At 68.8% G+C, this 21,794-nt stretch carries 15 protein-coding genes; 10 read left to right on the plus strand and 5 right to left on the minus strand.

The features are described 5' to 3' along the window. Positions 1-42: 42 nt before the first annotated feature. On the minus strand, positions 43-1,980 hold the full coding sequence (locus NAEX_RS01195) for a B12-binding domain-containing radical SAM protein (protein WP_245913569.1): 1,938 nt from the start codon (positions 1,978-1,980) through the stop codon (positions 43-45). A gap of 103 nt (positions 1,981-2,083) precedes the next feature. Here NAEX_RS01195 and NAEX_RS01200 point away from each other — a divergent pair, with 103 nt between their 5' ends. The 7 genes from NAEX_RS01200 to NAEX_RS01235 all read left to right on the plus strand — a co-directional run bounded on the left by NAEX_RS01200 (position 2,084) and on the right by NAEX_RS01235 (position 12,273). Continuing rightward, on the plus strand, positions 2,084-3,163 hold the full coding sequence (locus tag NAEX_RS01200) for an AI-2E family transporter (RefSeq protein WP_256254134.1): 1,080 nt from the start codon (positions 2,084-2,086) through the stop codon (positions 3,161-3,163). A 178-nt stretch (positions 3,164-3,341) separates the two neighbouring features. Continuing rightward, on the plus strand, positions 3,342-5,438 hold the full coding sequence (locus NAEX_RS01205; protein WP_096325690.1) for a cation:proton antiporter domain-containing protein: 2,097 nt from the start codon (positions 3,342-3,344) through the stop codon (positions 5,436-5,438). 142 nt (positions 5,439-5,580) lie between these two features. Next, positions 5,581-9,933: a chemotaxis protein CheB gene (locus NAEX_RS01215; protein ID WP_143825495.1), complete on the plus strand. Its 4,353-nt coding sequence runs from the start codon at positions 5,581-5,583 to the stop codon at positions 9,931-9,933. A 210-nt stretch (positions 9,934-10,143) separates the two neighbouring features. Further along, positions 10,144-10,350 carry a hypothetical protein gene (locus NAEX_RS49385; RefSeq protein ID WP_096325693.1) on the plus strand — a complete coding sequence of 69 codons (207 nt, stop codon included), beginning with the start codon at positions 10,144-10,146 and terminating at the stop codon, positions 10,348-10,350. After that, positions 10,347-10,706 (plus strand): IS66 family insertion sequence element accessory protein TnpA, encoded by a 360-nt coding sequence (gene tnpA, locus NAEX_RS01225; RefSeq protein WP_096325694.1) that lies wholly within the window; start codon positions 10,347-10,349, stop codon positions 10,704-10,706. The genes NAEX_RS49385 and tnpA overlap by 4 nt, the downstream gene beginning before the upstream one ends. Further along, on the plus strand, positions 10,703-11,077 hold the full coding sequence (tnpB, locus tag NAEX_RS01230; protein WP_096325695.1) for an IS66 family insertion sequence element accessory protein TnpB: 375 nt from the start codon (positions 10,703-10,705) through the stop codon (positions 11,075-11,077). Before tnpA ends, tnpB begins: the two co-directional genes overlap by 4 nt. Continuing rightward, entirely contained in the window at positions 11,074-12,273 is a 1,200-nt protein-coding gene (locus tag NAEX_RS01235) for an IS66 family transposase (protein ID WP_096325696.1), read from the plus strand. The genes tnpB and NAEX_RS01235 overlap by 4 nt, the downstream gene beginning before the upstream one ends. Here NAEX_RS01235 and ltrA read toward each other — a convergent pair. Next, on the minus strand, positions 12,198-13,550 hold the full coding sequence (gene ltrA / locus NAEX_RS01240) for a group II intron reverse transcriptase/maturase (protein WP_245913570.1): 1,353 nt from the start codon (positions 13,548-13,550) through the stop codon (positions 12,198-12,200). The genes NAEX_RS01235 and ltrA overlap by 76 nt on opposite strands. Before the next feature lie 527 nt (positions 13,551-14,077). On the opposite strand from ltrA, the gene NAEX_RS01245 reads away from it, so the two are divergent. Then, positions 14,078-14,782, plus strand: a complete 705-nt coding sequence (locus tag NAEX_RS01245; protein WP_143825497.1) for an IS66 family transposase — start codon at positions 14,078-14,080, stop codon at positions 14,780-14,782. 113 nt (positions 14,783-14,895) lie between these two features. Here the strand turns inward: NAEX_RS01245 and NAEX_RS01250 are convergent, their stop codons facing one another. Continuing rightward, positions 14,896-16,341: a phospholipase D-like domain-containing protein gene (locus tag NAEX_RS01250; RefSeq protein ID WP_245913571.1), complete on the minus strand. Its 1,446-nt coding sequence runs from the start codon at positions 16,339-16,341 to the stop codon at positions 14,896-14,898. 592 nt (positions 16,342-16,933) lie between these two features. Beyond that, positions 16,934-17,521: a hypothetical protein gene (locus NAEX_RS01260; RefSeq protein WP_143825498.1), complete on the minus strand. Its 588-nt coding sequence runs from the start codon at positions 17,519-17,521 to the stop codon at positions 16,934-16,936. Between the two features lie 511 nt (positions 17,522-18,032). Here NAEX_RS01260 and NAEX_RS01265 point away from each other — a divergent pair. Next, complete coding sequence (locus tag NAEX_RS01265; protein WP_211302335.1) at positions 18,033-20,138, plus strand: S9 family peptidase; 2,106 nt, start codon at positions 18,033-18,035, stop codon at positions 20,136-20,138. Continuing rightward, positions 20,135-20,992: a class I SAM-dependent methyltransferase gene (locus tag NAEX_RS01270; protein WP_096325700.1), complete on the plus strand. Its 858-nt coding sequence runs from the start codon at positions 20,135-20,137 to the stop codon at positions 20,990-20,992. The genes NAEX_RS01265 and NAEX_RS01270 overlap by 4 nt, the downstream gene beginning before the upstream one ends. Before the next feature lie 42 nt (positions 20,993-21,034). Here the strand turns inward: NAEX_RS01270 and NAEX_RS01275 are convergent, their stop codons facing one another. After that, complete coding sequence (locus NAEX_RS01275; protein ID WP_096325701.1) at positions 21,035-21,631, minus strand: hypothetical protein; 597 nt, start codon at positions 21,629-21,631, stop codon at positions 21,035-21,037. Positions 21,632-21,794 lie beyond the last annotated feature (163 nt).

Genomic DNA, 21,794 nt, shown 5'->3' on the forward strand with positions numbered 1-21,794 from the left:
CCATCGCGGCGCTGGCGTGCGCCCGGCGCAGGTTGACCTCGCTCACCACGCGCCCGCGTCCGCCGTGGTCCGGCGAGAGTCGCGCCCTCGCACAGCCGACTCCGGCCGGGACTGACGGACCTCGGCGAGGGCACGCTCGATCCGCGGCAGCAGGTCCGCCTCGGTGAAGCGAATCAGGTGCTCGCCCTGGATCGCCTTGCCGATCGCCCACGGCACGAATCGCGGCGATCGCCGGAGGGCCTCGGCGACGAGCGACCAGAACATCCGGCGGCGTGGGCTGGCGACGCCCAGAGTCGTGAGCACGCGGGCGAGGATCGGGATCCAGCTGCGCTGTTTGTAGAGGACCGGCGGCTCCGGCAGCATCGCCAGTGCGGCCCGGCAGCGGCGCAGGTAGCCGTCGACCGAGTAGAGCTCGCGCAGGAGGTCGGCGTAGCCGGCGAGGAGCGCCTCCTCGTCCATCACCGGCACGAAGTTCGGGCGGGTCATCTGATCGCCCCCGGACTCGTGGCGCAGCCGGCCCTCGGCCTCGAGGCGTCGCCACAGTTGGGTGTCGGGCAGCGCGGTGAGCAGGCCGACCATCGCCAGCGGGATCGGTGCGTCGGCCAGGAACCGCCGCTGCACCTCGAAGGCCGACGGCTTGTCGCTGTCGAACCCGACGATGAAGCCGCCCATGACCTCGAGGCCGGCGCGGGTGAGCGCCTCGACCGCGGCGACCAGATCGACGCGGAGGTTCTGGGTCTTCTGCGTCTCGGCCAGCGCCTCGGCCGACGGCGTCTCGATGCCGAGGAACACCGAGGTGAAGCCGGCGGCGATCATCGCGCTGACCAGGGCAGCATCGCGGGCGAGGTTCAGGCTCGCCTCCGTGTACAGCTCGAACGGGTGGCCGTGAGCCTCCTGCCACGCGCCCAGCTCGGGGAGGAGCTGGCGGACCTGTTTGATGTTGCCGATGAAGTTGTCGTCGACCACGAACACCGCCCCGGTCCAGCCGAGCTTGCGCAGCGTCTCGAGCTCGGCCACGACCTGGGCGGGCGTCTTCGTCCGCGGGACCCGGCCGAAGATCTCGATGATATCGCAGAACTCGCAGCGGAACGGGCACCCGCGCGAGTACTGCACGCACATCCCGGAGTAGGCCGAAAGCTCGAGGAGGTCGAATCGCGGCACCGGCGACGAAGTGACGGACGGACGCGCGTCCTTGCGGAGGGGCACCAGGATCTGCCTCGCCCCGACGACCGGTCGCCGCGCCGCGCGGGGCGCGATCAGGGCAATCAGTTCGGCCTCGCGGCCCTCGACCTCGCCGCCGAACACGACGTCGGCCTCGGCGAACTCGCCCGGTGACGTGCTCGCTGCCGGACCGCCGACCACAGTGCGACGGCCCAGGGCGCGGGCCCGCCGCACCACCGCGCGCATCGACGGCGCCTGGATCAGCATGCCACCCACCAGCACGGCATCCGCCCACAGCAGCGCCTCGTCGTCCAGCCGCTCGACGTTCATGTCGACGAGTCTGAGCTCCCACTCCGCCGGCAGATGGCTCGCGACCGTGACGAGCCCGAGCGGCGGCAGCGAGGCGCGCTTGCCGACGATATGTAGGGTGTACTGGAAGCCCCAGTAAGTCCGCGGAAACTCTGCATAGACGAGGAGGATGCGCATGCAGCTCCTGGGCACGTGGAAGTGTTCTGAGGCGTAATTCGGTGAGGAGAGATCGTGGTACTGCAGAGGCCGGTGAGCTTGGCCCAGCCCGTCACGGCCCCGAGGGCCACGGACGGCGAGGCCGCTGCGGCTCCTGGCACCCTTCCTGGCTCTACGAGAAAAGCCAGCAAGCGTGATGAGTGACGCGGCGCACATTTCAAGCGGCGCGAGGTCACGAGAACAGAAGAATCCGGCGCGGATGGGCGGATTGGGCGAGAGGCTCGAGGTCGCATTCGAGGAGCGCAAGCCGCTCGCCACCAAGCCAGGAGGTTCCGGTGTCTCGCGCGGCGTCACGCGCAGCGGGGGTCGCGGCAGACCCCGGTCAGCGCAGCGGCCGCCGCCACGGCCGACGCAGCCCGGCCCCACACGCCAGGATCCGATCCATGTCTGGCGTCTCATGAACGACACGGAAACGAACCCGGATCGGCGAGAACAGGCCCGCAGACTCATCCTGCTCGCCGCGGTGGTCGGCGCGTTCTATCTCTGCTGGTTGATGCTCCTGCCCTTCGTCGACGTGCTCCTTTGGGCAGGTGTCTTGATCCTCACCTTCAATCCTGTGCATCGGCGGATCCTCGCGCGCACGAAACGGCCCAACCTCAGCGCGGGGTTGACGACCCTGTTCGTGATCGTCGCGATCGGCGCGCCGATGGGTCTCGTGATGTGGGCGATCGTCCGCGAGATCACGCCGGCGGTCGGGCTGTTGCAGACAGGCTTTGGCCAGCTCCTCGACCCCGAGTCCGAGCTCACCGGGCCGGCGATGCGGTGGTTGGGGCGACACGTCGACCTCGAGCAGATCCGTCAGCAGATCAGCGAACAGCTGCGGACGTTCGGCATGCAGCTGGCCAACAGGACCCTCGGCGTCCTCGGCGACGTGCTCGGCCTGTTCGTTCGGGCGTTATTCGTCGTGTTCGTGATGTTCTACCTGTTCCGCGACGGGCGGATGGTGCGGGACGCGTTGGCAGGCGCGATCCCGCTGCAGGACCGTCAGACCCGGGAGATCCTGCGGAGGATAGGCGAGGTCGTCGGCGCCAGCGTCAACGGCGTGCTCGTCATCGCCACCCTTCAGGGCGTCCTCGGCGGCGTGGCGTTCGCGGTGCTCGGTGTGCCCTCGGCCATCATCTGGGGCGTGGCGATGATCTTCCTGTCGCTTATCCCGCTCGCCGGCGCGTTCGTGGTGTGGATCCCGGCCGCCATCTACCTCATCGTGACGGGTGCGTGGATCAAGGGCATCCTCCTCGCTCTATGGGGAGTCTTCGTCATCAGCCTGGTCGACAACTTCCTGCGGCCCCGGCTCGTGGGCAAGCGGGCCAAGCTGCACGAACTCTTCATCTTCTTCGCGGTGCTCGGCGGCTTGCAGGTGTTCGGGCTCATCGGTCTGGTGCTCGGGCCGGTGGTGTTGGCGATCGCCCTCTCGCTCTTCGAAGCTTTTCGCCACCCCGGAGAGCCCACAATACCGAACTCGGCCGTGGTGGAATGAGCGAGCTCGGCCCGGTTGGGCCGCTCTCCTCGAAAATGGCCGAGTAGAGGCTCATGTCGCTGCGCCCCTTGCTTTGTCCGCAGTGAGAGCTCGGCGCCCCAGAGCGGCTCCTCGGCCTCAAGGGCGGCGCTGCCCACGCCGCTGCAGGAATGACCGGCTGGGGTACCTTAGCGGGACCATGGCGGCGAGCCTCCCATATTACCTCCAGGCGCTCAGCGTCGTCTTGGGCACGGCCGCGATGACGAGCCTGGTCTCGCAGCGTTTCAAGCAACCGCCCATCTTCGGCCATTTGCTCGCAGGTATGCTGTTGGGGCCGCACGTGCCCTGGAAGATGATCGCCGGCCCCGGCGGCGCCGCCTTGACACACGTGATGTCCGAATTCGGCGTCATCCTCCTGATGTTCAGCATCGGCATCGAATTCAACCTGCGAAAGATCGCCCGCATCGGCCCCTCGACCGGGATGACGGCTCTGTTCGTCGTCGGGCTGATGGTGTCGGCCGGCTACCTGCTCGGTCGAGCGTTCGCGTGGACCAGGGTCGAGAGCCTGTTCGTCGGCGCGTGCGTCGCCATCTCCTCGACGATGTTCGTCGCCAAGGCGTTCGAGGATCAGCACCTCCGCGGCGAGTTCACCGCGGTCACGACCGCCATCCTCGTGTTCGAGGACCTGATCGCAATCCTGCTCCTCGCCGTGCTGACGGCGATCGCCTCGGGGAGCGGCCTGTCCGCCCGCGAGTTCGCACTGACTCTCGGCAAGCTGCTCGGTTTTCTCATCGTCTTGCTCACCGCGGGCTTGCTGGTCGTGCCGCGCTTCCTCCGCCGCGTCGTCGGACAGCATCGTGCCGAGTCGACGCTGATCGCCGGGATCGCCATCTGCTTCATCACGACGGCCCTGACGGCTTCCGCGGGTTACTCGGTCGCCCTCGGCGCATTCCTCGCGGGCCTCCTCGTCGCCGAATCCGGGGAGGGCACGAGCGTCGAGCACGTCATCCGACCGCTGCGCGACATCTTCGGCGCGCTGTTCTTCATCTCGGTCGGGATATCGATCGATCCGTCACAGATCGCCGCGCACTGGCTTCCTGTGCTCGCGTTCACCGCCCTCGTGCTCGTCGGGAAGGTCGCGGGCGTCTCGCTCGGCGCGTTCCTGTTCGGCCAGGGGGTGCAGACTTCCGTACGTGCAGGGATGAGCCTCGCTCAGATTGGCGAGTTCTCGTTCATCATCGCCGGGCTCGGCGTCGCGTCCGGGGTCACCGGCGAATTCATCTTCCCGGTCGTCGTGGGCGTCTCCTTGCTGACGTCGGTGATCACGCCGTGGATGGTCCGGCGCTCGCACGGCGCTGCCGCCGGCTTCGAGGCGCGCCTGCCCGCAAAACTGCGCCTCCTCGTGGCGATCTACGAAGCGTGGATCAAGCGCCTCTGGTCCGCGCCCCCGGCTTCGGCGTCGAGCCGGCTCCGCCGGGGCGCGCTCTATCTCGCGGTCGACGCGGTGTCGCTGGTCGCCGTGCTCGCCGCGTCGAGCGAGGTCCGGGACGAGATCGTCGCCGTCATCTCTCACCGCTTCGCGCTGCCCGCAGCGCTGGTGGGCGGCGTCTGGACCGCAGTGACGCTGCTGTTCGCCGGCCTCTTTTTCGTCGGTGTACTCCGGCGCAGTGCGGCCCTCGCCCGTACCCTCGCCGAGGCGACCCTGCCGCCTCACAAGATCGACACCGGGGAGGTCGGGCAAGCGCCGTGGCCCGTGCTGACTGTCGTGATCGAGCTGGCCCTCTTCATCGTCATCGGCCTGCCGCTGGTGCTCCTCTCGCAGCCCTTCGTCCCCGTCCGTTCGGGCCTGCTCGTCCTGACGTTCGTGCTCGCCGTCCTCGCCCACAAGGCCTGGCAGAGCATCACCATGCTGGAAGCACACACGCACGCCGGCGCCGAATTGATCGTCCAGGTGCTGGCGCGCCAGGGACGCGACACGGCGGAGCCCGCCGAGCCGCTCCCACCGGCGCACGATCTGCTTCCCGGGTGCTCCAGCCTGAGACGGATCCGCCTCGAAGCGGGCAGCCTCGCAGCCTGGAATTCGCTCACCGGACTCGACCTGAAGTCGCGCAGCGGCGCCGAGGTCGTCGCGATCGAGCGTCAGGGGACCGGCGCGCTCCTCCCGTCGCCGCGAGAGCCGCTCGAGCTCGGCGACATCCTCGTCCTGCTCGGCCCCGAGACCGCGCTGGCGACGGCACAAGACCTGCTTCGAGCGGCCCCGAAGTCCAGGGAAGCTGCCGAGGCGCCAGGGCCATGATGAGCCTGCTTGACGTGCCGCGGGCCGCGGCCGGCTCCTGCCCGAGAACCTGCCATTCGGACCTGCTCCCGGCGCGCCGCAGACCTTCGCCGCTTCCTGCGCGTGCTGCCGAGTTCTCGGCGTCGACTTCCACGAGCTGACCGTGCTGCTGGTTCCGTTTGCGGCTGGGGCTCCAGGGCGTCGAACAGGCGCTGGTGCTCGTCTGCTCGCTGGCGCCGGTGGCGTCGGTGGAGCTCGTCAAGCTGACCGCGCGAGAAGGCGGGGCTCACACGCCCCAGGCGAAAAAAGCTCTTGCAGGCGGGAGCGGCCTGGGCCCTGCGCCAGCGCTTTCGATTGCGTCCGGGGACATCCGCGTGCTAAGCGATCGGGTTGCTCTGCTGCGCGCGGACGACTGACCACTCGAGGAATGCACGTGCCGACTCCTATTCGCCTCGGCAGTTCGGAGGAACGCTCGGCTCTCTTCCCCATCGTCGGTATCGGCGCCTCCGCCGGCGGCCTCGAAGCCTTGGAGCAATTGTTCGCCCACGTGCCGCCCGAGCCTGGCGTGGCCTTCGTCGTCGTCTCGCACCTCGCCCCGCACCTCCCGAGCCTCATGCCCGAACTGCTCGCCAAGCAGACGGCGCTGCCGGTGAGCGCGGCAGAGGACGGAGCGCCCGTCGAGCCCGACCACGTGTACGTGATCCCTCCGAACGCGGCCCTCACCCTCGAGCACGGCGCGCTTCGACTCGAAGCGCGAGACGACCGCACCAACCTCATCGACACGTTTCTCCGCTCCCTGGCGGAGGAGCGCGGGGAGCGGGCGATCGGCGTCATCCTCTCCGGGACCGGCAGCGACGGCAGCCTCGGCCTCAAGGCGATCAAGGAGCACGGCGGGGTGGCGATGGCACAGGACCTCGCTTCCGCGAAGTACAACACGATGCCCCGCACCGCGATCGACGCCGGCCAAGTCGACTGGATCCTCCCGGTCGAGGCGATGCCCGCCAAGGTGATGGAGTACGTCGCACGCATCCAGAGCACCAGCGCACGTCCGGCCGACGGCGCGCACGAACCGACCAGGGCGCGCGAGCACGACGTGCTGATGAATCAGCTGTGCGCGCTCATTCACCGCAGGACCGGGCGCGACTTCAGCCGCTACAAGCGTTCGACGATGGAACGACGGGTGCAGCGGCGAATCCACGTGCTCCAGCAGCGCTCGCTGGAAGATTACGTCGACCTGTTGCAGAACACGCCCGCGGAGGTCGATCGGCTGTTTCAGGACCTGCTGATCAGCGTGACCCAATTCTTCCGCGATCCCGAGCTGTTCGAGGCGCTGGCTCGGGACGTCTTGCCGCGGCTCCTCGCGGACAGGGCGCCCGACGACCCCGTGCGGGTGTGGGTCCCCGGCTGCGCCACGGGCGAGGAAGCCTACTCGATCGCCATGCTCCTGGCGGAGGCGCCGCAGACGGCGGCCCTCGGCGCCAAGATCTTCGCCACCGACATCGACGACGAAGCGCTGGAGGTGGCGCGGGCCGGGCGATACCCGGAGACGATCGCGGACCGAGTCTGCCCGGAGCGGCTCGAACGCTTCTTCGCGCCCCGACCGAACGGAGGGTGGCAGATCCGCAAGCAGATCCGGGACATGTGCGTCTTCTCGACGCACAGCATCATCAGCGATCCACCGTTTTCACGGCTCGACCTGATCTCGTGCCGGAACGTGCTGATCTACCTCGAGAGCGATCTCCAGCGGACCGTCTTTCCGTTGTTCCACTACGGTCTCCGTCCCGGCGGCTTCCTTTTGCTCGGACCGTCCGAGAGCGTCACGGCCCACCCCAAACTGTTCACCGCCGTCGATGCGAAGCAACGGATCTTCCAGCGGCGGGAGGCGAAGGTCTCCGTCAGGTTTCCGGTCGGGGGGCTCGGCCTGTCCGGTCGTCGGATCGCCGCGGCGCCGCACGGCCATGAGCCGGCGGCCCGGGATCAGAACCTCACCCGGACGCTCGAGCGCCTCATCCTCGCCGTCTATGCGCCCCCCGCCGTCATCGTCCGCGGCAACGGCGAGATTGTGTTCGTCTCGGGGCAGACGCGGAAGTTCCTCGAGCTCGCGCCGGGCGCGGCGGGCATCAACGTGCTCGAGATGGCCAGCAAGGAGCTCCGGCCGTACTTGCACGTGCTGCTGCGCGAGGCCACCAGCAAGCGCCAGGAGCGGATCCAGCGCGGAGTCTCGCTCCCCGTCGACGGCCACATTCAGCCGGTCGACATCGTCGTGCGGCCGCTCCTCGAGCTCGGCGCGGACTCCGATCTGTACGCCGTGATCTTTTACGAGGCAGGCACCTCCCTGAGCCCGGAACAGGCGGAGGCCGAGGGCCGCGCCCCCGCAATCGGCGACGCCCACGCCGCGGCGCTCGAGACCGAGCTGCGCAGCACGCGGGAGAACCTGCAGACGGCGGTCGAGGAGCTTGAGGTCGCGAACGAGGAGCTGAAGTCGTCCAACGAGGAGCTTCAATCGTCCAACGAGGAGCTCCAATCGGCCAACGAAGAGCTCCAGACATCGAAGGAGGAGCTGCAATCGATCAACGAGGAGCTCCATACCGTCAACGCCGAGCTGAGCCGCAAGCTCCAGGAGCTCGACAAGGCCAACAGCGACCTGCAAAACCTGTTCGCCAGCAGCCGGATCGCCACCGTGTTCTTGGCCGGCGACCTCACCATCAAGCGCTTCTCGCCCGAGGCGAGCCAACTGTTCCGGCTGATCGACAGCGACGTCGGGCGCGACATCACCGACATCGTCCCGAAGTTCGCCGGCGGTGACCTCGTCGCGGACGCCGAGCGAGTGCTGCAGACCCAGGCCCCGTTGCAACGCGAGGTCCACCTGCTGGATGCGGATGTCTGGTACCTGCAGCGGATCCAGCCCTACCGAACGACCGACGACGTGGTCGTCGGCGTGGTCATCACATTCGTCGACATCACCGACTTGAAGTCCGCCAGGGACTCGGCGCGCCGGCTCGCGGCGATTGTGGAGTCGTCCCACGATGCCATCCTGGCGCTCGATGACCGCGCTGCGATCGTGACCTGGAACCACGGCGCCGAGCTGATGTTCGGTCACACTGCGAAGGAAGCCGCCGGGCGAACGATCGACTTCCTCGCCCCCGGCGAATCGTCGCCGTTCGCCTCGGCCTTCGCCGCGGCCCTCCGCGGTGAGCGCAGTCCGCCGATCGAGGCGTTCTTGCGGCGAAAAGACGGCTCGCGGGTGCAGGTGCTGGCGAGTCTGTCGCCCATCACCGACACCCAGGGCAGCCGGGCCGCGGTCTCGTGGATCGCGCGCGATATCACCCAGCACGAGCGCGACCGACAGGCTCTTCGCGAGAGCCAGGAGCGCTTCCACGAGGTCAACGCGGCGGATCGGAAGAAGACCGAGTTCCTCGCGCTGCTGGGCCACGAGCTGCGAAACCCGCTCGCGCCGATCCGCAACGCGATTCATTACTTGCGGCGGGCCGTGCCGGCCCCCACCCCCGAGATCCAGCGGGCCGTGGAAATGGTCGATCGCCAGGCTACGCACATGGCCCGGCTGATCGATGATCTGCTGGACGTCTCCCGGATCTCCAGCGGGAAGATCCTCCTCAAGAAGCGGCCCGAAGACCTCGTCGGCGTGGTCCGTACCGTCGTCGAGGATCACCGCGCCGAGGCGGCCCGCGCGGGTGTCTCCGTGCAGTTCTCCGCCCGGGAGCCTCTCCCGGTGAACGGAGACGCGGCGCGGCTGTCGCAATGCATCAGCAATATCCTCGGCAACGCGTTCAAATTCACCGACCCCGGCGGTCGGATCTCGGTCGTGCTCGAGCGACGAGGCGATACCGCGGTCGTGCGGGTGAGCGACAACGGCGTCGGCATGGACCCCGAGACTCTGGCCAGAGCCTTCGAGCCCTTCGCGCAGTCCGACGTTCACCTCGCACGAGGGCGGGGTGGCCTCGGCCTCGGCCTCTCGCTCGTCAAGGCGCTGGTCGAGTTGCACGGGGGCACGGTCAAGGCGACGAGTGCGGGCCAGGGACGTGGTACGGAGGTCTCGATTCGTTTGCCCCTCGTGGCTACAGCCCCGCCCGACACAGAAGCGGACTCGCCCGAGCTCTCGGGCGGCCCCGACGATCGGCGGCACGTGCTCGTGATCGAGGACAACGAGGACGCAGCCCAGAGCCTCGGCATGTTGCTCGACATGTGGGGTCATGCGGCCGCGATCGCTGACTCGGGCGCAGCAGGGGTGGAGGCGGCGCTCGCAGATCCACCCGACGTGGTCCTGTGCGACCTCAGCCTCTCCGGCTCCATGGACGGCTACGAGGTGTGCCGGGCCCTCCGCGCGGCCTCGTCGACAGCAGGCGCCCTCATCATCGCCATGACCGGCCACGGCCTCGCATCGGACACGGAGAATGTCAAGAATGCCGGCTTCGATCTGCATTTGATCAAGCCGGTCGACCCCGAAGCGCTCGCGCGAATCATCCATAACTCGCAGCTCGTGCATGCGCCCCGCTAATGTCGGCGTGGCGCGGCGCCGATGGATGAATCACCTACTCGAGCATTACCCCCAAGCGCTCAGCGTCGTCCTGGGTTGGCCGCGATGACGAGGCTGGTCTCGGAGACGAGTACAAGTGGGAGGAACTCGAGGCGGTTGCCGTATCCGTCCGGAAGACTGCGTCGTGAATCGAGATCCTCGAGCAGCTACAAGGCCCCTCGAGGAGGATCGATGTCGAGGAAGCGTAACGACTTGAAGGAAGAGCGCGGCGCGGTCGTGCTGGCGCCGCAGCCGGTGAAGCGGGGTAGCTTCGCGTTGCTGGTACCGGACGACATGAAGTGGGAGGTTCGAGGCGTGAGCGGCGGCTACCGGATCGACTTCCGGCCGATGACACCGCAGGAGCGGGCGCGTCGGCTCCGGGAGTGGAGGCAGCTGTGACGGCGAGCAAGGTGGCGGATCCGGCGATCTGGGAGAAGCGGGTCGAGGCCCTCGAGGCGAGCGGGCGGAGCTGCCGGGAGTATGCGAAGCAGATCGGCGTCAACCCGCACACGCTGGCGGGCTGGCGGTGGAAGCTGCGGCAGCGAGCTCGGACGGGAGCGACGCCGGCGAGGCCCCGCGCAGCGGCGGGCGAGCGCGACTTCGTGGAGGTGACGAAACAGGTGGCAGCGGCGTTGGTGGCGGAGACCGGAGTCATCGAGGTCGAGCTCGGCGGTGCGGTGGTGCGGGTCCTCGGCGAGGTCGACGGCGAGATGCTCGCGCGGGTGCTCGGCGCGGTGGGAGGACGGCGCGGATGATCCCGAAGAACGTCCGCGTCTTCGTGTGCACCGAGCCGCAGGACATGCGGAGAGGATTCGATCGGCTGGCGCTGGCGGTGCGGGCGGAGATGGGCGACGATCCGCGGAGCGGCGCGGTCTTCGTGTTCCTGGGCCGGCGCGCCGATAGGCTCAAGCTGCTGTGGTGGGACCACAACGGCTTCGCGGTGCTGTACAAGCGACTGCACCGCGCGACGACGACGGCGCCGAAGGCCGCGAGCCCGTCGCAGCGCTCGATCGAGATCGACGAAAAGAGCCTCGGTGCGCTGCTGCGGGGCGTCCCGCGGCATCCAGGACGCGGGCGTGAAAACGCTCTTGACGTGGGCGCGCGAACGAGTAGTAAGGACGCGTGAGCGAGATCGAGCTCCTGCGCAGCGAACTCGAGAGCAAGGAGGGCGAACTGCTCGCGCTGCGCGAGGCGCTGTCGAAGGCGTCCTCGGACCGCGAGCAGTACCGGGCGCTCTACATGCAATTGCTCGAGCGCTGTCGGCTGCTCGAGAAGGGGATCGTCGTCGGGAAGAAGGCCGAGCGCTTCCAGGGCGACGAGGAGGCGCAGCTGTCGATGCGCCTCCTGGGCATGCTGCTCGGCCCGGACGAAGCCGAGGCGAGCGCGGACGAGGATAACCTCGACGACGCGCTGGCCGAGGAGCTCGACGGAGACGAGGACGACGAGGCGAGCACGACCCGCCCCACGGATGCGTGTGAGCCGCGGCGGCGCCGTCGCGGGCGGCGCAAGCTGCCGGAGGCGCTGCCGCGCGTCGAGGTCGAGGTCCTGCCGCCGGAGGTGCTGCTGGAGGGCCTCGAGAACTTCGAGCGGATCGGCGAGGTCGTCAGCGAGACCGTCGAGCGCCGGCCGGGCGCGATGGTGGTCGCGCGAATCGTGCGGCCGAAGTTTGTCCGCAAGAATGCTCCGGCGAGCGAGTCGATCGAGACCCAGCTGGCCGATGAGACACCCGAAACCCCTCCCGTGGTGATCGCGCCGCCGCCGGACAAGCCGATCGAGCGCGGGCTGGCCGGACCCGGGCTCCTGGCCCACACGATCGTGCTGCGCTGGGGCGATCACAATCCCGCCCACCGCCAGGAGGCGATCCACGCCCGCGAGGGCCTGCCGCTGTCGCGTCAGACGATCTGCAGCTGGCACCAGCAGCTCGCCGACCTGGTCGAGCCGCTCGTCGACGCGATGATGGCCGACGCCTTCCTGTCGCCGTACGTCTGCGTCGACGCGACCGGGGTGCTCGTGCAGGCGCCCGAGCAGTGTCAGCGCGCCCACTTCTGGGTGCTCGTCGCCCCGGGCCGGCATGTGCTGTATCGATTCTCGCCGAGGCACGACAGCGAGGCCGTCGATCGCCTGCTCGCCGGTTACAAGGGCTATCTCGTCTCCGACGCCGCGACCGTCTACGACCACCTCTTCCGCGACGGCGCCGTCGTCGAGGTCGCGTGCCGAGTAGGCGGGGGCGTCGCCGCCCCCGCCCCTCACAGACCCGGACGTGCAGGTTTCCCGCATCCGGTTCCTCGTGCGGCAGATTCGCTCGCTTCGGCGTACTTGTGAACGATGTGTGGCGCAGGGAGGGGATAGGCAGACAAGAGCCGATCGAACTGCTTCCATCTGCCTTGAGAGCCTCTCGAACGACGGTCGAGCCAGTAGTGCCAGACGCGCTGCACCTGGTGCGCGAACCAACGGATGCGTCGGCCATTCCCACTGATGCCGTAGTACGAGTAGTGCCCGGTCATCATCTGGGACAGTCGCTTGTGCTGGGCCGCCATCGGCTGGTGACGGTTCACCCGGCACCAGTCGCGGATGGCCTTGAGCGCACGCGCATAACGGTCCTTCGCCGTCCGCTGATGCACCACGTTCTTACCTCGCCTCGATTTCCCCCACACATGGGTGAAGCCGAGGAAGTTGAACGTGGTCGCCTGCGTGGCAGGGTGCCGCCCTCCGTCAGGGCGCTTGAAGCGGAAGTCGACCATCTTGGTCTTTTCGGGGTGCAGGCTGAGGCCGTACGCAGACAGCCGCTTGCCGAGCACCTCGCGGACGCGGATGCAGTCGAGGAAGTCTTCAAACCCCATGACGAGGTCGTCAGCAAATCGCACAAGAAAGCAGCGCCTCTTCATCCGAGGCCGAACGTCCCGCTGGTACCACTCATCCAGCACATGGTGCAGGAAGATGTTGGCGAGCAGCGGCGAGATCACTCCCCCCTGCGGCGTACCCGTCTCGGGGTGGCTCACCTGTCCACCCTCAAGTACGCCAGCCTTGAGCCATTTATCGATCATCTTGCGGACTACGCCGTCCACGACTCTCCGGTCGAGAAACTCCCTCAGCCGACGGTGATCGATCGTGTCGAAGTATTGCCGGATGTCGACATCCAGGACCCATCGGATCGTGCAATCCATGATCTGGTTGCGGATCTCCCGGAGTGCCATGTGCGCCGACCTTCCGCGCCGGAACCCATACGAGCATGGCTGGAAATCCACCTCGTAGATCGGCTCCAACAGCAACGCGATCGCTCGCTGCGCCACCTTGTCCTCGAACGTCGGGATCCCGAGCGGTCGCGTCGAGCCGTCCGCCTTGGGAATGTGCGCTCGTCTCACCGGCGGGGCTTTGTAACGGCCGGACTTGATCCGGTCCAGGAGGCTTTGAAGGTTCGCCTCCAGGTCCTTCTCATAATCTGCCGCGGTCTGCCCGTCGATGCCCATGGCGCCATCCTTCCGCGTCAGGTTGTACGCGTGTCGGAGCCATTCGATGTCGAGGTGGTGATTGAGCGAGGTGATCACCAACTTGGGATTGTTCCTCGCCAGCGTGGCTATCCGCGTCTGTTTCGTGGACACGCTTTCGGGCCTCATAGGACCCTCGTGTTTCTCAGACGCGGTTCTGCCGGCACGGCGCCCCCCTTCCCTCCGCTGGGTCCCCATGAGCCGAGTTCCCCAGCCTCCGCGGTACTACGAGAGCGCTACGACTTCCCGCCGCCGATACCCGTACACTTATGTATTCGCTTCCGGGCTCCACATGCTGCTCCCAGGTTCGCTCCCGTGCAGCAGGAGCGCGCTGCACGAGCCAGGTCCGTTCGGGTGCCGTGGACCAAAGCGGCATCTCACATGTGGCGACGACGGGATCTCCCAGGTTCCTGGGCGATCCATCCTGTGCCTTTGCCCTGTTCTCAGACCCCGGCCGAGCCTCCCGGTCCTCGCATAACGGACCGGAAAATGCTGTCCCCGTTTCCAACAAAACGAGGACCTCAGCAGCACATGATGTCGAGGCTCCATAGCAGGGCTTCAGCACCCGCTGTCTACGCTTCACGACGCACGTTACCGTACGCCGTGCAAGACTCGCTTCCGGCTGGCTGCTCGCCTTTACCGTGGGGGAGTCGAACCCCCTGGATCGCTTTGGAAGGTTTCTGATTTTCCTCTTTCTCCTTCCCCAGGCTTGGCCTGGCGCAAGCTGGGCTCACTGCAGGCGCTACTTCTTCAAGGCGCTGGGCACTGAGCCGGAGCTCGCCAGGCACGCGCTCGGGCTGATCCGCAAGCTCTTCAAGGTCGAAGAGAAGCTGGCCGACGAGAGCCGCAAGCGGCGCGAGTCGGTCCGCCGGAAGCTGTCCGCGCCGATCGTCGACGAATTCTTCGCGTGGTGCGCCCACCAATGCGAGGTCGCCCTCGACGGCTCGCCGCTCGCCGCAGCCCTGACCTACGCCACCAACCAGAAGGCCGCGCTGCGGCGCTTCCTCGACGACGGCCGTCTCCCCCTCCACAACAACATCTCCGAGCGCGCGCTGCGGCGCGAGGCCGTCGGTCGCAAAAACTGGCTCTTCGTCGGCAGCGACGACGGGGCGCGGGCCAACACGCTCTTCGTGTCCCTGCTGGCCAGCTGCCAGATGCACGGCATCGAGCCCCTCGGCTACCTCCGCGACCTCCTGTGCCTGCTGCCCTCCTGGCCGCGCCCCCGCGTCCTCGAGCTCGCCCCCGCCTCCTGGCAGGAAACGCTCAAGCAGCCAGAGGCTCAGCAGCTCCTCGCCGCCAACGTCTTCCGCCGTATCGCCCTCGGCGAGCATCCGACCGCGATGTAGCCCAGGTGCTCGAGGCCGAGCCAGACGCAGTCTGTCGGACGATTACCGGTTGCCGGCGCCGCGCCGCGGCGGCCCTCCGCGGGTCCGCCGCGTCGGGCCCAACTGCGCGAGGCTCACGACGGCGCCGCGCGCCGCCGGGATCTCGCCCTGCGGACGACGCCGATGTATCTGACGATCACGCCGAATGCCGACCACAGCGCGAGTGCGGCGAGCGGCCACGCCAGCGCCCTCGGCCAATAAAGGGCGACCCCTGCGGTGGCCAACAGCACCAACGCCCCCCCGAGCAAGATCCCCGCCTCCGAGCTCCCGAGGACCCGACGATTCGTGATCGCGGCGCCCACAGTATTCGCCAGGCGCAAGGCACCCGCCGCGGCGCCTCCAGACCCCGCACTGGGTCCGGATCCCTTGGCGTGGCCGCGGCGGCGCGAACGGAGCACGACCTCGGTCGCCCCGCGAAGGTCCTCCTCGTACTGCGCCTCCATGCGCCGCGCGAACGCCTCGTCCTCGAACGCCACGTCGAGCTCGCAGTTCCCCATCCAGCTGGCGATGTTGAGGTTGCTCGAGCCGACCCGCGCCCAGCGGCCGTCGACCACCGCCGACTTCGCGTGAAGCATCGTCCCATTCCACTCGTAGACGCGGACCCCGGCCGCGAGCAGCGAGCGAAAGCCCGTGCGTGACAGCGCGCCGACGACAGGCAGGTCGCTCGAGCCCGGCACGAGCAGGCGCACGTCCACTCCGTCGCGTGCGGCGGCCGCGAGCCCCTGCACGTACGGTGAAGTGCCGATGAAGTATGCGTCCGTCAGCCACAGCGTCCGCTGGGCCAGGGCAGTGAGCATCTGATCGAGGCGATAGAGCCCGGCCGTGCTCGGTAATGTCGCCACCACGCGCACGGCGGTATCGCCCGCGACCGGCGGCGTGTGGCAGAGGATCGACAACTGGGCGGGCAGCGCGTCGCCGAGGCTCGCCCAGTTGTCGGCGAAGGCCACCGCGAGATCGCGGACCGCCGGCCCGCGCAGGGCGATCCCGGTGTCCCGCCATGCCGCCATGCCGCGTGCCGGATCGCCGAGCCACTCCTTGCTGATGCACACCCCCGAGACGAAGCCGACCTCGGCGTCGACGACCAGCAGCTTGCGATGATCACGCGACACCCATCCGAACGGACTGGTGACGCTGAACGGGTTGTACGTGCGGACCTCGCCGCCGACCATGCGCAGCGCCCTCCAGATGTGATCCCGTGATTTGCCCAGGCATCCCAGCCAGTCGCGGATCACGCACACTCGGACGCCCGCCGCCGCGCGTTCGGCCAGCGCATCGCGGAACTCGAGGCACAACGCGTCGTCGTCGAAGATGTAATTCTCCAGGAGGATCGACGTGCGGGCCGCGCGAATGGCCGCCAACCAGGCGTCGAAGTTGGCCCGGCCGTCGATCAGCAACTCGACTGCGTTGCCCTCGATCAAGGGCGCACCGGCGACCCGGCTGAAGGTCTGTTGCGCGAGGAGGCGAACTGCCGCCTCTTCGCGGGAGGCAGGCGCCACGGGTCGGTCGGCAGGCATCGTCATGATTATGAGGGAGAACCGGCGGAACGCGCCCGGTGAGCGGCTCGCGCCCGCAGCGAGGCGTGCAGCGGACGCCACGAGGGGGAGCGCTGCGCTCGCCTCGCGTCGGCCGCGCTGCGATCCAGCCAGCTCAACCTGGATTCACCCGGTGTCGCGGAGGCCCCGCCGTCGCTGAGCTCAGCGAGCGCCCCTCGACGGACTTGGGCGCGCTGGAAATCCTGATCCAGTTCGACCACGACGGCGGCGGTCAGCGGACTGTATTGGTGTACTGCCTCGGCTGGCCCGCAACGGGCCTGAGTTTGGTAGAGGAGAGGCGTGGCCAGGAGGCCCGCATGAAGAAGCAAGAGCGCCGACACTTCACCCCCGAGGTCGAACGATGGTGCGGGCTCCTCTCCGAGCGCAAGATCAAGCGCTCGTCACACCGTTCGACCCTCGCCTCGAGAACGATATCGAGGCGTACATCGCCGCCAGCAACGACGAGCCCAGGCTGTTCGCCTGGACCGAGTCCGCCGAGGAGATCCTCGCCTCGATCGGGCGGTACTGCCTTCGCACCTTGGACGCGACGGCATAAAGAGCGGATTTAAGACTCAGGACACTAATTTTGCGGATCGTCCGGGCCCATCGGTGCGTCGACGACGGAGTCCGAGGGAGACTCCAGCTGATTTGCGTACGCGGACTCGACGAGCGAGGCGACGCTCCCGGTCTGCGGAGCGTCCGGGCCCATCGGCGCGTCGACGACGGCGTCCGAGGGAGACTCCAGCTGATTGGCGTACGCGGACTCGACGCTCCCGGTCTGCGGAGCGTCCGGGCTCATCGGCGCGTCGCCGACGGCGTCCGAGGGAGACTCCAGCTGATTGGCGTACGCGGACTCGACGAGCGAGGCGGCGCTCCCGGTCTGCGGAGCGTCCGGGCCCATCGGCGCGTCGACGACGGCGTCCGAGGGCGCGTCGACGACGGCGTCCGAGGGAGACTCCAGCTGATTGGCGTACGCGGACTCGACGAGCGAGGTGGCGAGGGCGTGAGCGACGGGCGTGCGGGGCGACATCGCCGGCCATCGTACACCACGTTCAGGGCGGCCGGCGACCGCCTGCAGGCTCGCCCGCGCGCAGCGCGGCGGCGCGTCTGCGGGCGGCTCCACGCGAGCATGGGCGAGCTCCGCAAGCGCGAACTCGTCCAGCCGCATGCCGCCGCGCGATCGGACGACCCGCGGGGACATGGCCTGTCGGGCGCCTGTGTCGAATGAATTCCTGCCGGCGTTCACGAGTGGTGCGTGGTTCAATCGCCATCGATTGCAACAGACGAGAGTGAAAGATGCTCCAATTCTCAGGGAAACATTGAATATTACGCACGATCTCCATTGCGAAGGGAAGAACGTGAGCGTCCGCGGCCTTCGGTCGAACTTGTCACATCGGACATTCCCGAAAGACATATCGAATGACCTCCCACGGACCGGCGCGTCGATTGTTTCGAGACATCTGGCCGCCTCCCCCTCTCGCCTGCGGCTCAGACCCTCCCCCGACGGAGCCTTGATGCACGGCGGCACATCAGCCGCCGTCGCGTTCGGCGGAGCGTCCGCCCCGCCGCGCAAGATCTCGTGAATCCTCGCCCTGAGACCACCCTCGCGGCAGCTTGGGCGATCCGCTGCCCGGCCGCCCGCGAGCGGGCCGCCGTCGGTTATAGTCGCGCGCGTCACCATGCCGACCTCGACCCGCGTCTGTCTCCTCCTCCTCGCTGTTGCTGCCTGCGACGCCCCGCCGGCCAAGGACGCGCCCAAGGTCGCCACGATCCAGGCCAAGCGCGTCGAGCCGGCCGGCACGGCCGACGCCCCGCCCGCCGACACCGGCAGGCCGCCCGACAGCAAGTCCGACGTCCCACCCGTCATCGTTCCGGGCGGACCTGCCGAAGACAGCGTCGTCAGCATGCCCGACAGCTTGACCGCGGAGAACATCCCGCCGATCCCGCGGGCGATCGCGGACGGCGTCGGCACCTACTCCGAGGCGCGCTCGGCCCTCGCGCTCGAGTGGCACCCGAAGGATCACTCGCTGCTGATCCGCACCCGCTTCGCCGACACCGATCAGGTCCACGAGGTCAAGATGGCCGGCGGCGATCGGCGGCAGCTCACCTTCTTCAGCGACCGCGTCGGCGGGGCCACCTATCCGCCGGTCGGCGACGGCGGCTTCTTCGTCCTCTCGAAGGACATCGGCGGCAACGAGTTCGCGCAGAACTGGCGCTTCGATCGCGCCGACGGCAAGCTGACCCTCCTCACCGACGGCGCCTCGAAGAACAGCCTCGGCCCGTGGACCCGCGCCGGCGACCGGTTCGCGTACACCTCGACCCGGCGCAACAAGAAGGACACCGACTTCTACGTCGTCGACCCGCGCGACCCGAGCAGCGACAAGCTCGTCGCCGAGGTCGAGGGCGGCGGCTGGTCGCCGCAGGACTTCTCGGCCGACGGCAACCAGCTCCTCGCGCTCGAGTACGTCTCGGTCAACGAGAGCTATTTGTGGCTGTTCGACCTCGCCACCGGCGAGCGCACCAAGCTGACTGAAAAGACAGGAGACGTCCCGGTCGCCTGGTCGGGCGCCAGCTTCACCGCCGACGGCAAGGGCGTCATCACCACCACCGACGGCAAGGGTGAGTTCCGCGAGCTCGTCACCCTCGACCTCGCCAGCAAGCAGACCAGCCCGCTCGGCCCGCCGGTGCAGTGGGACGTCGACAGCTTCGCGGTCAGCCACGACCGCAAGAAGCTGGCCTCGGTGGTCAACGAGGGCGGCATCGATCGGCTGCGGCTGCACGACCTGCCGAGCGGGCGCGAGCGGCCGATCAAGACCCGCCTGCCGGCCGGCACGATCGGCGGCCTCAACTTCCACCCCGACGGCAAGCTGCTGGCCTTCACCCTGTCGTCGGCGCGCTCGCCCGCCGACACCTACGTGCTCGACGTCCAGTCCGGCGTCATCGAGCGCTGGACCGAGAGCGAGGTCGGCACGCTCAACCCTGCCACCTTCAGCGAGCCCGAGCTCGTCACCTGGAAGAGCTTCGACGGCCGCGAGATCCCCGGCTTTTACTACAAGCCCCCGGCGCGGTTCACCGGCAAGCGCCCGGTCGTCGTCATCGTCCACGGCGGGCCCGAGGGTCAGTCGCAGACCGGCTTCATCGGCCGCAACAACTACTACCTCAACGAGCTCGGCGTCGCCCTGCTCTACCCCAACGTGCGCGGCTCGACCGGCTACGGCAAGACCTACGTGCGCCTCGACAACGGCGCCCAGCGCGAGGACTCGGTCAAGGATCTCGGCGCCGCGCTCGACTGGATCGCCAGCCGGCCCGACCTCGACGCCGAGCGCGTCATGATCATGGGCGGCTCGTACGGCGGCTACATGACTCTGGCGGCCTCGGTCCACTTCGCCGACCGGATCCGCTGCGCCGTCGACATCGTCGGGATCAGCAACTTCGTCACCTTCCTCGAGAACACCGAGGCCTACCGCCGCGACCTGCGGCGGGCCGAGTACGGCGACGAGCGCGACCCGGAGCTGCGCAAGAAGCTGCTCGAGATCTCGCCGCTCACCCGCGCCGCCGAGATCAAGAAGCCGCTGTTCGTCATCCAGGGCAAGAACGACCCGCGCGTGCCGGCCAGCGAGGCGCACCAGATCGTCGCCACCCTCAAGCAGGGCGGCACACCGGTGTGGTACCTCGAGGGCAAGGACGAGGGCCACGGCTTCCAGAAGAAGCGCAACCAGGACTACCAGATGTACGCCACGATCCTGTTCATGAAGAAGTTCCTGCTCGACGGGATGAGCGAATGAGCGGCGACAATTCGCAGATGATCGCCGACTGGAACGGCCGCGTCGGCGAGGGCTGGCGCGTCCACCAGGAGCGGCTCGACGACATGATGGCCGCCTACGGCGAGGCCGTGCTGCAGGCCGCGGCCGCGCGTCCCGGCGAGCGCGTGCTCGACGTCGGCTGCGGCGCCGGGGCCACCTCGCTGGCGCTCGCGCGCGCGGTGCAGCCCGGCGGCGCGGTCGTCGGCGTCGACGTGTCCGTGCCCTTGCTCGAGCGCGCCCGCGAGCGGGCCGCCGCGGCCGGCCTCGACCTCGAGTTCCGCCGCGCCGACGCCAGCGTCGACGACCTCGGCCCCGGCGGTTACGACCTGCTGTGCTCGCGCTTCGGCGTGATGTTCTTCGCCGACCCGGTCGCCGCCTTCCGCCACCTGCGGGCCGCCGCGCGCCCCGGCGGCCGGCTCGTGTTCGTGTGCTGGCGCGCCGCCGCCGAGAACGACTGGGTCGTGCTGCCGCAGCGGGCGCTGCAGGGCATCGTGCCGCCGCAGCCGCCGCCCGAGCCCTCGGCCCCCGGCCCGTTCTCGTTCGGCGCGCGCGAGCGCGTGCAGGGCATCCTCGACGCCGCCGGCTTCCGCGCCGTCACGATCGCCCCGTTCGACGCCCCCCTGCGGTTCGGCCGCGGCGACACGCCCGAGGCCGCGGTCGACGACGCCGTCGCGCAGGCCCTCGACGTCGGCCCCGTCTCGCGCCTGCTCGCGGGCCAGCCGGACGACGTGCGCGCGCGCGGGCTCGCGGCCGTGCGCGCCGCCTTCGCCGAGCGCGCCGGGCCGACCGGGGTGATCATCCGCGGCGCCGCGTGGATCGTCACGGCCCAGGTCTGACCATGGTGGGCACATGTCCCGGCGGACATGTGCCCACAATGCTCACACACACAGGTTGTTCTCGCAGCTCATCAGGTCCATGCAGTCCTTGGCGAACTCGCACGGGTCGAACTCGCTGCCGTCGTAGCACTTGCCGTACACGCAGTGCTTCGAGCCCTCGGCGCAGTCGGTGTCGGTCTTGCACGGGTCGCCCTCGCTGCCGTCGTAGCAGACCATCATGATGCAGCGCGGCGCCGCGGCGCTGCACTCCTCGTGGAACTCGCACGGGTCGCCCTCGGTGCCGTCGCGGCACTCGCCGAACACGCAGAATTGCGCGGTGTCGGGGCAGTCCTCGTTGAACTGGCACATCTGCCCCTCGCTGTCCGCGGGCGGGGCGCCGGTCGTCTCGCCGGTGGTCGTCGCCGGCCCGGTCGTGCCCGCGTCGCCGGTCGTCGTCGACGTCGTCGGCGCCGTGCCCGTGGTCCCCGGGCCCGTGGTCGTGGACGTGGTCGTGCCGGTCGTCGTGCCGGTCGTCTCCATGACCGGCACCATCGGTCCGGGCTCGGTGTCGCCGTCGCTGGCGGCCACACCTTGCTTCTCCTTCTCACCGCAGGACGCCGTGAGCGCCACGGCGAGGTACAGGACGACGTTGGGACGCATGATCTCTCGGAAAGATGGCGACGGTCGGGCGAGCGGCACCTCAAAATCCATTGATGTGACTCGAACGACGTTCGCCCGGCCGGCCCCGCGGCGAGGCCATCGGCGCGTGATTTCGGGAAAAATCGGCCGGGCCCGCGAGCGGCGGCGCGCCGTGATCGCGGCC

This window comes from Nannocystis exedens, from assembly GCF_002343915.1.
Classification (GTDB): Bacteria; Myxococcota_A; Polyangia; order Nannocystales; family Nannocystaceae; genus Nannocystis; species Nannocystis exedens.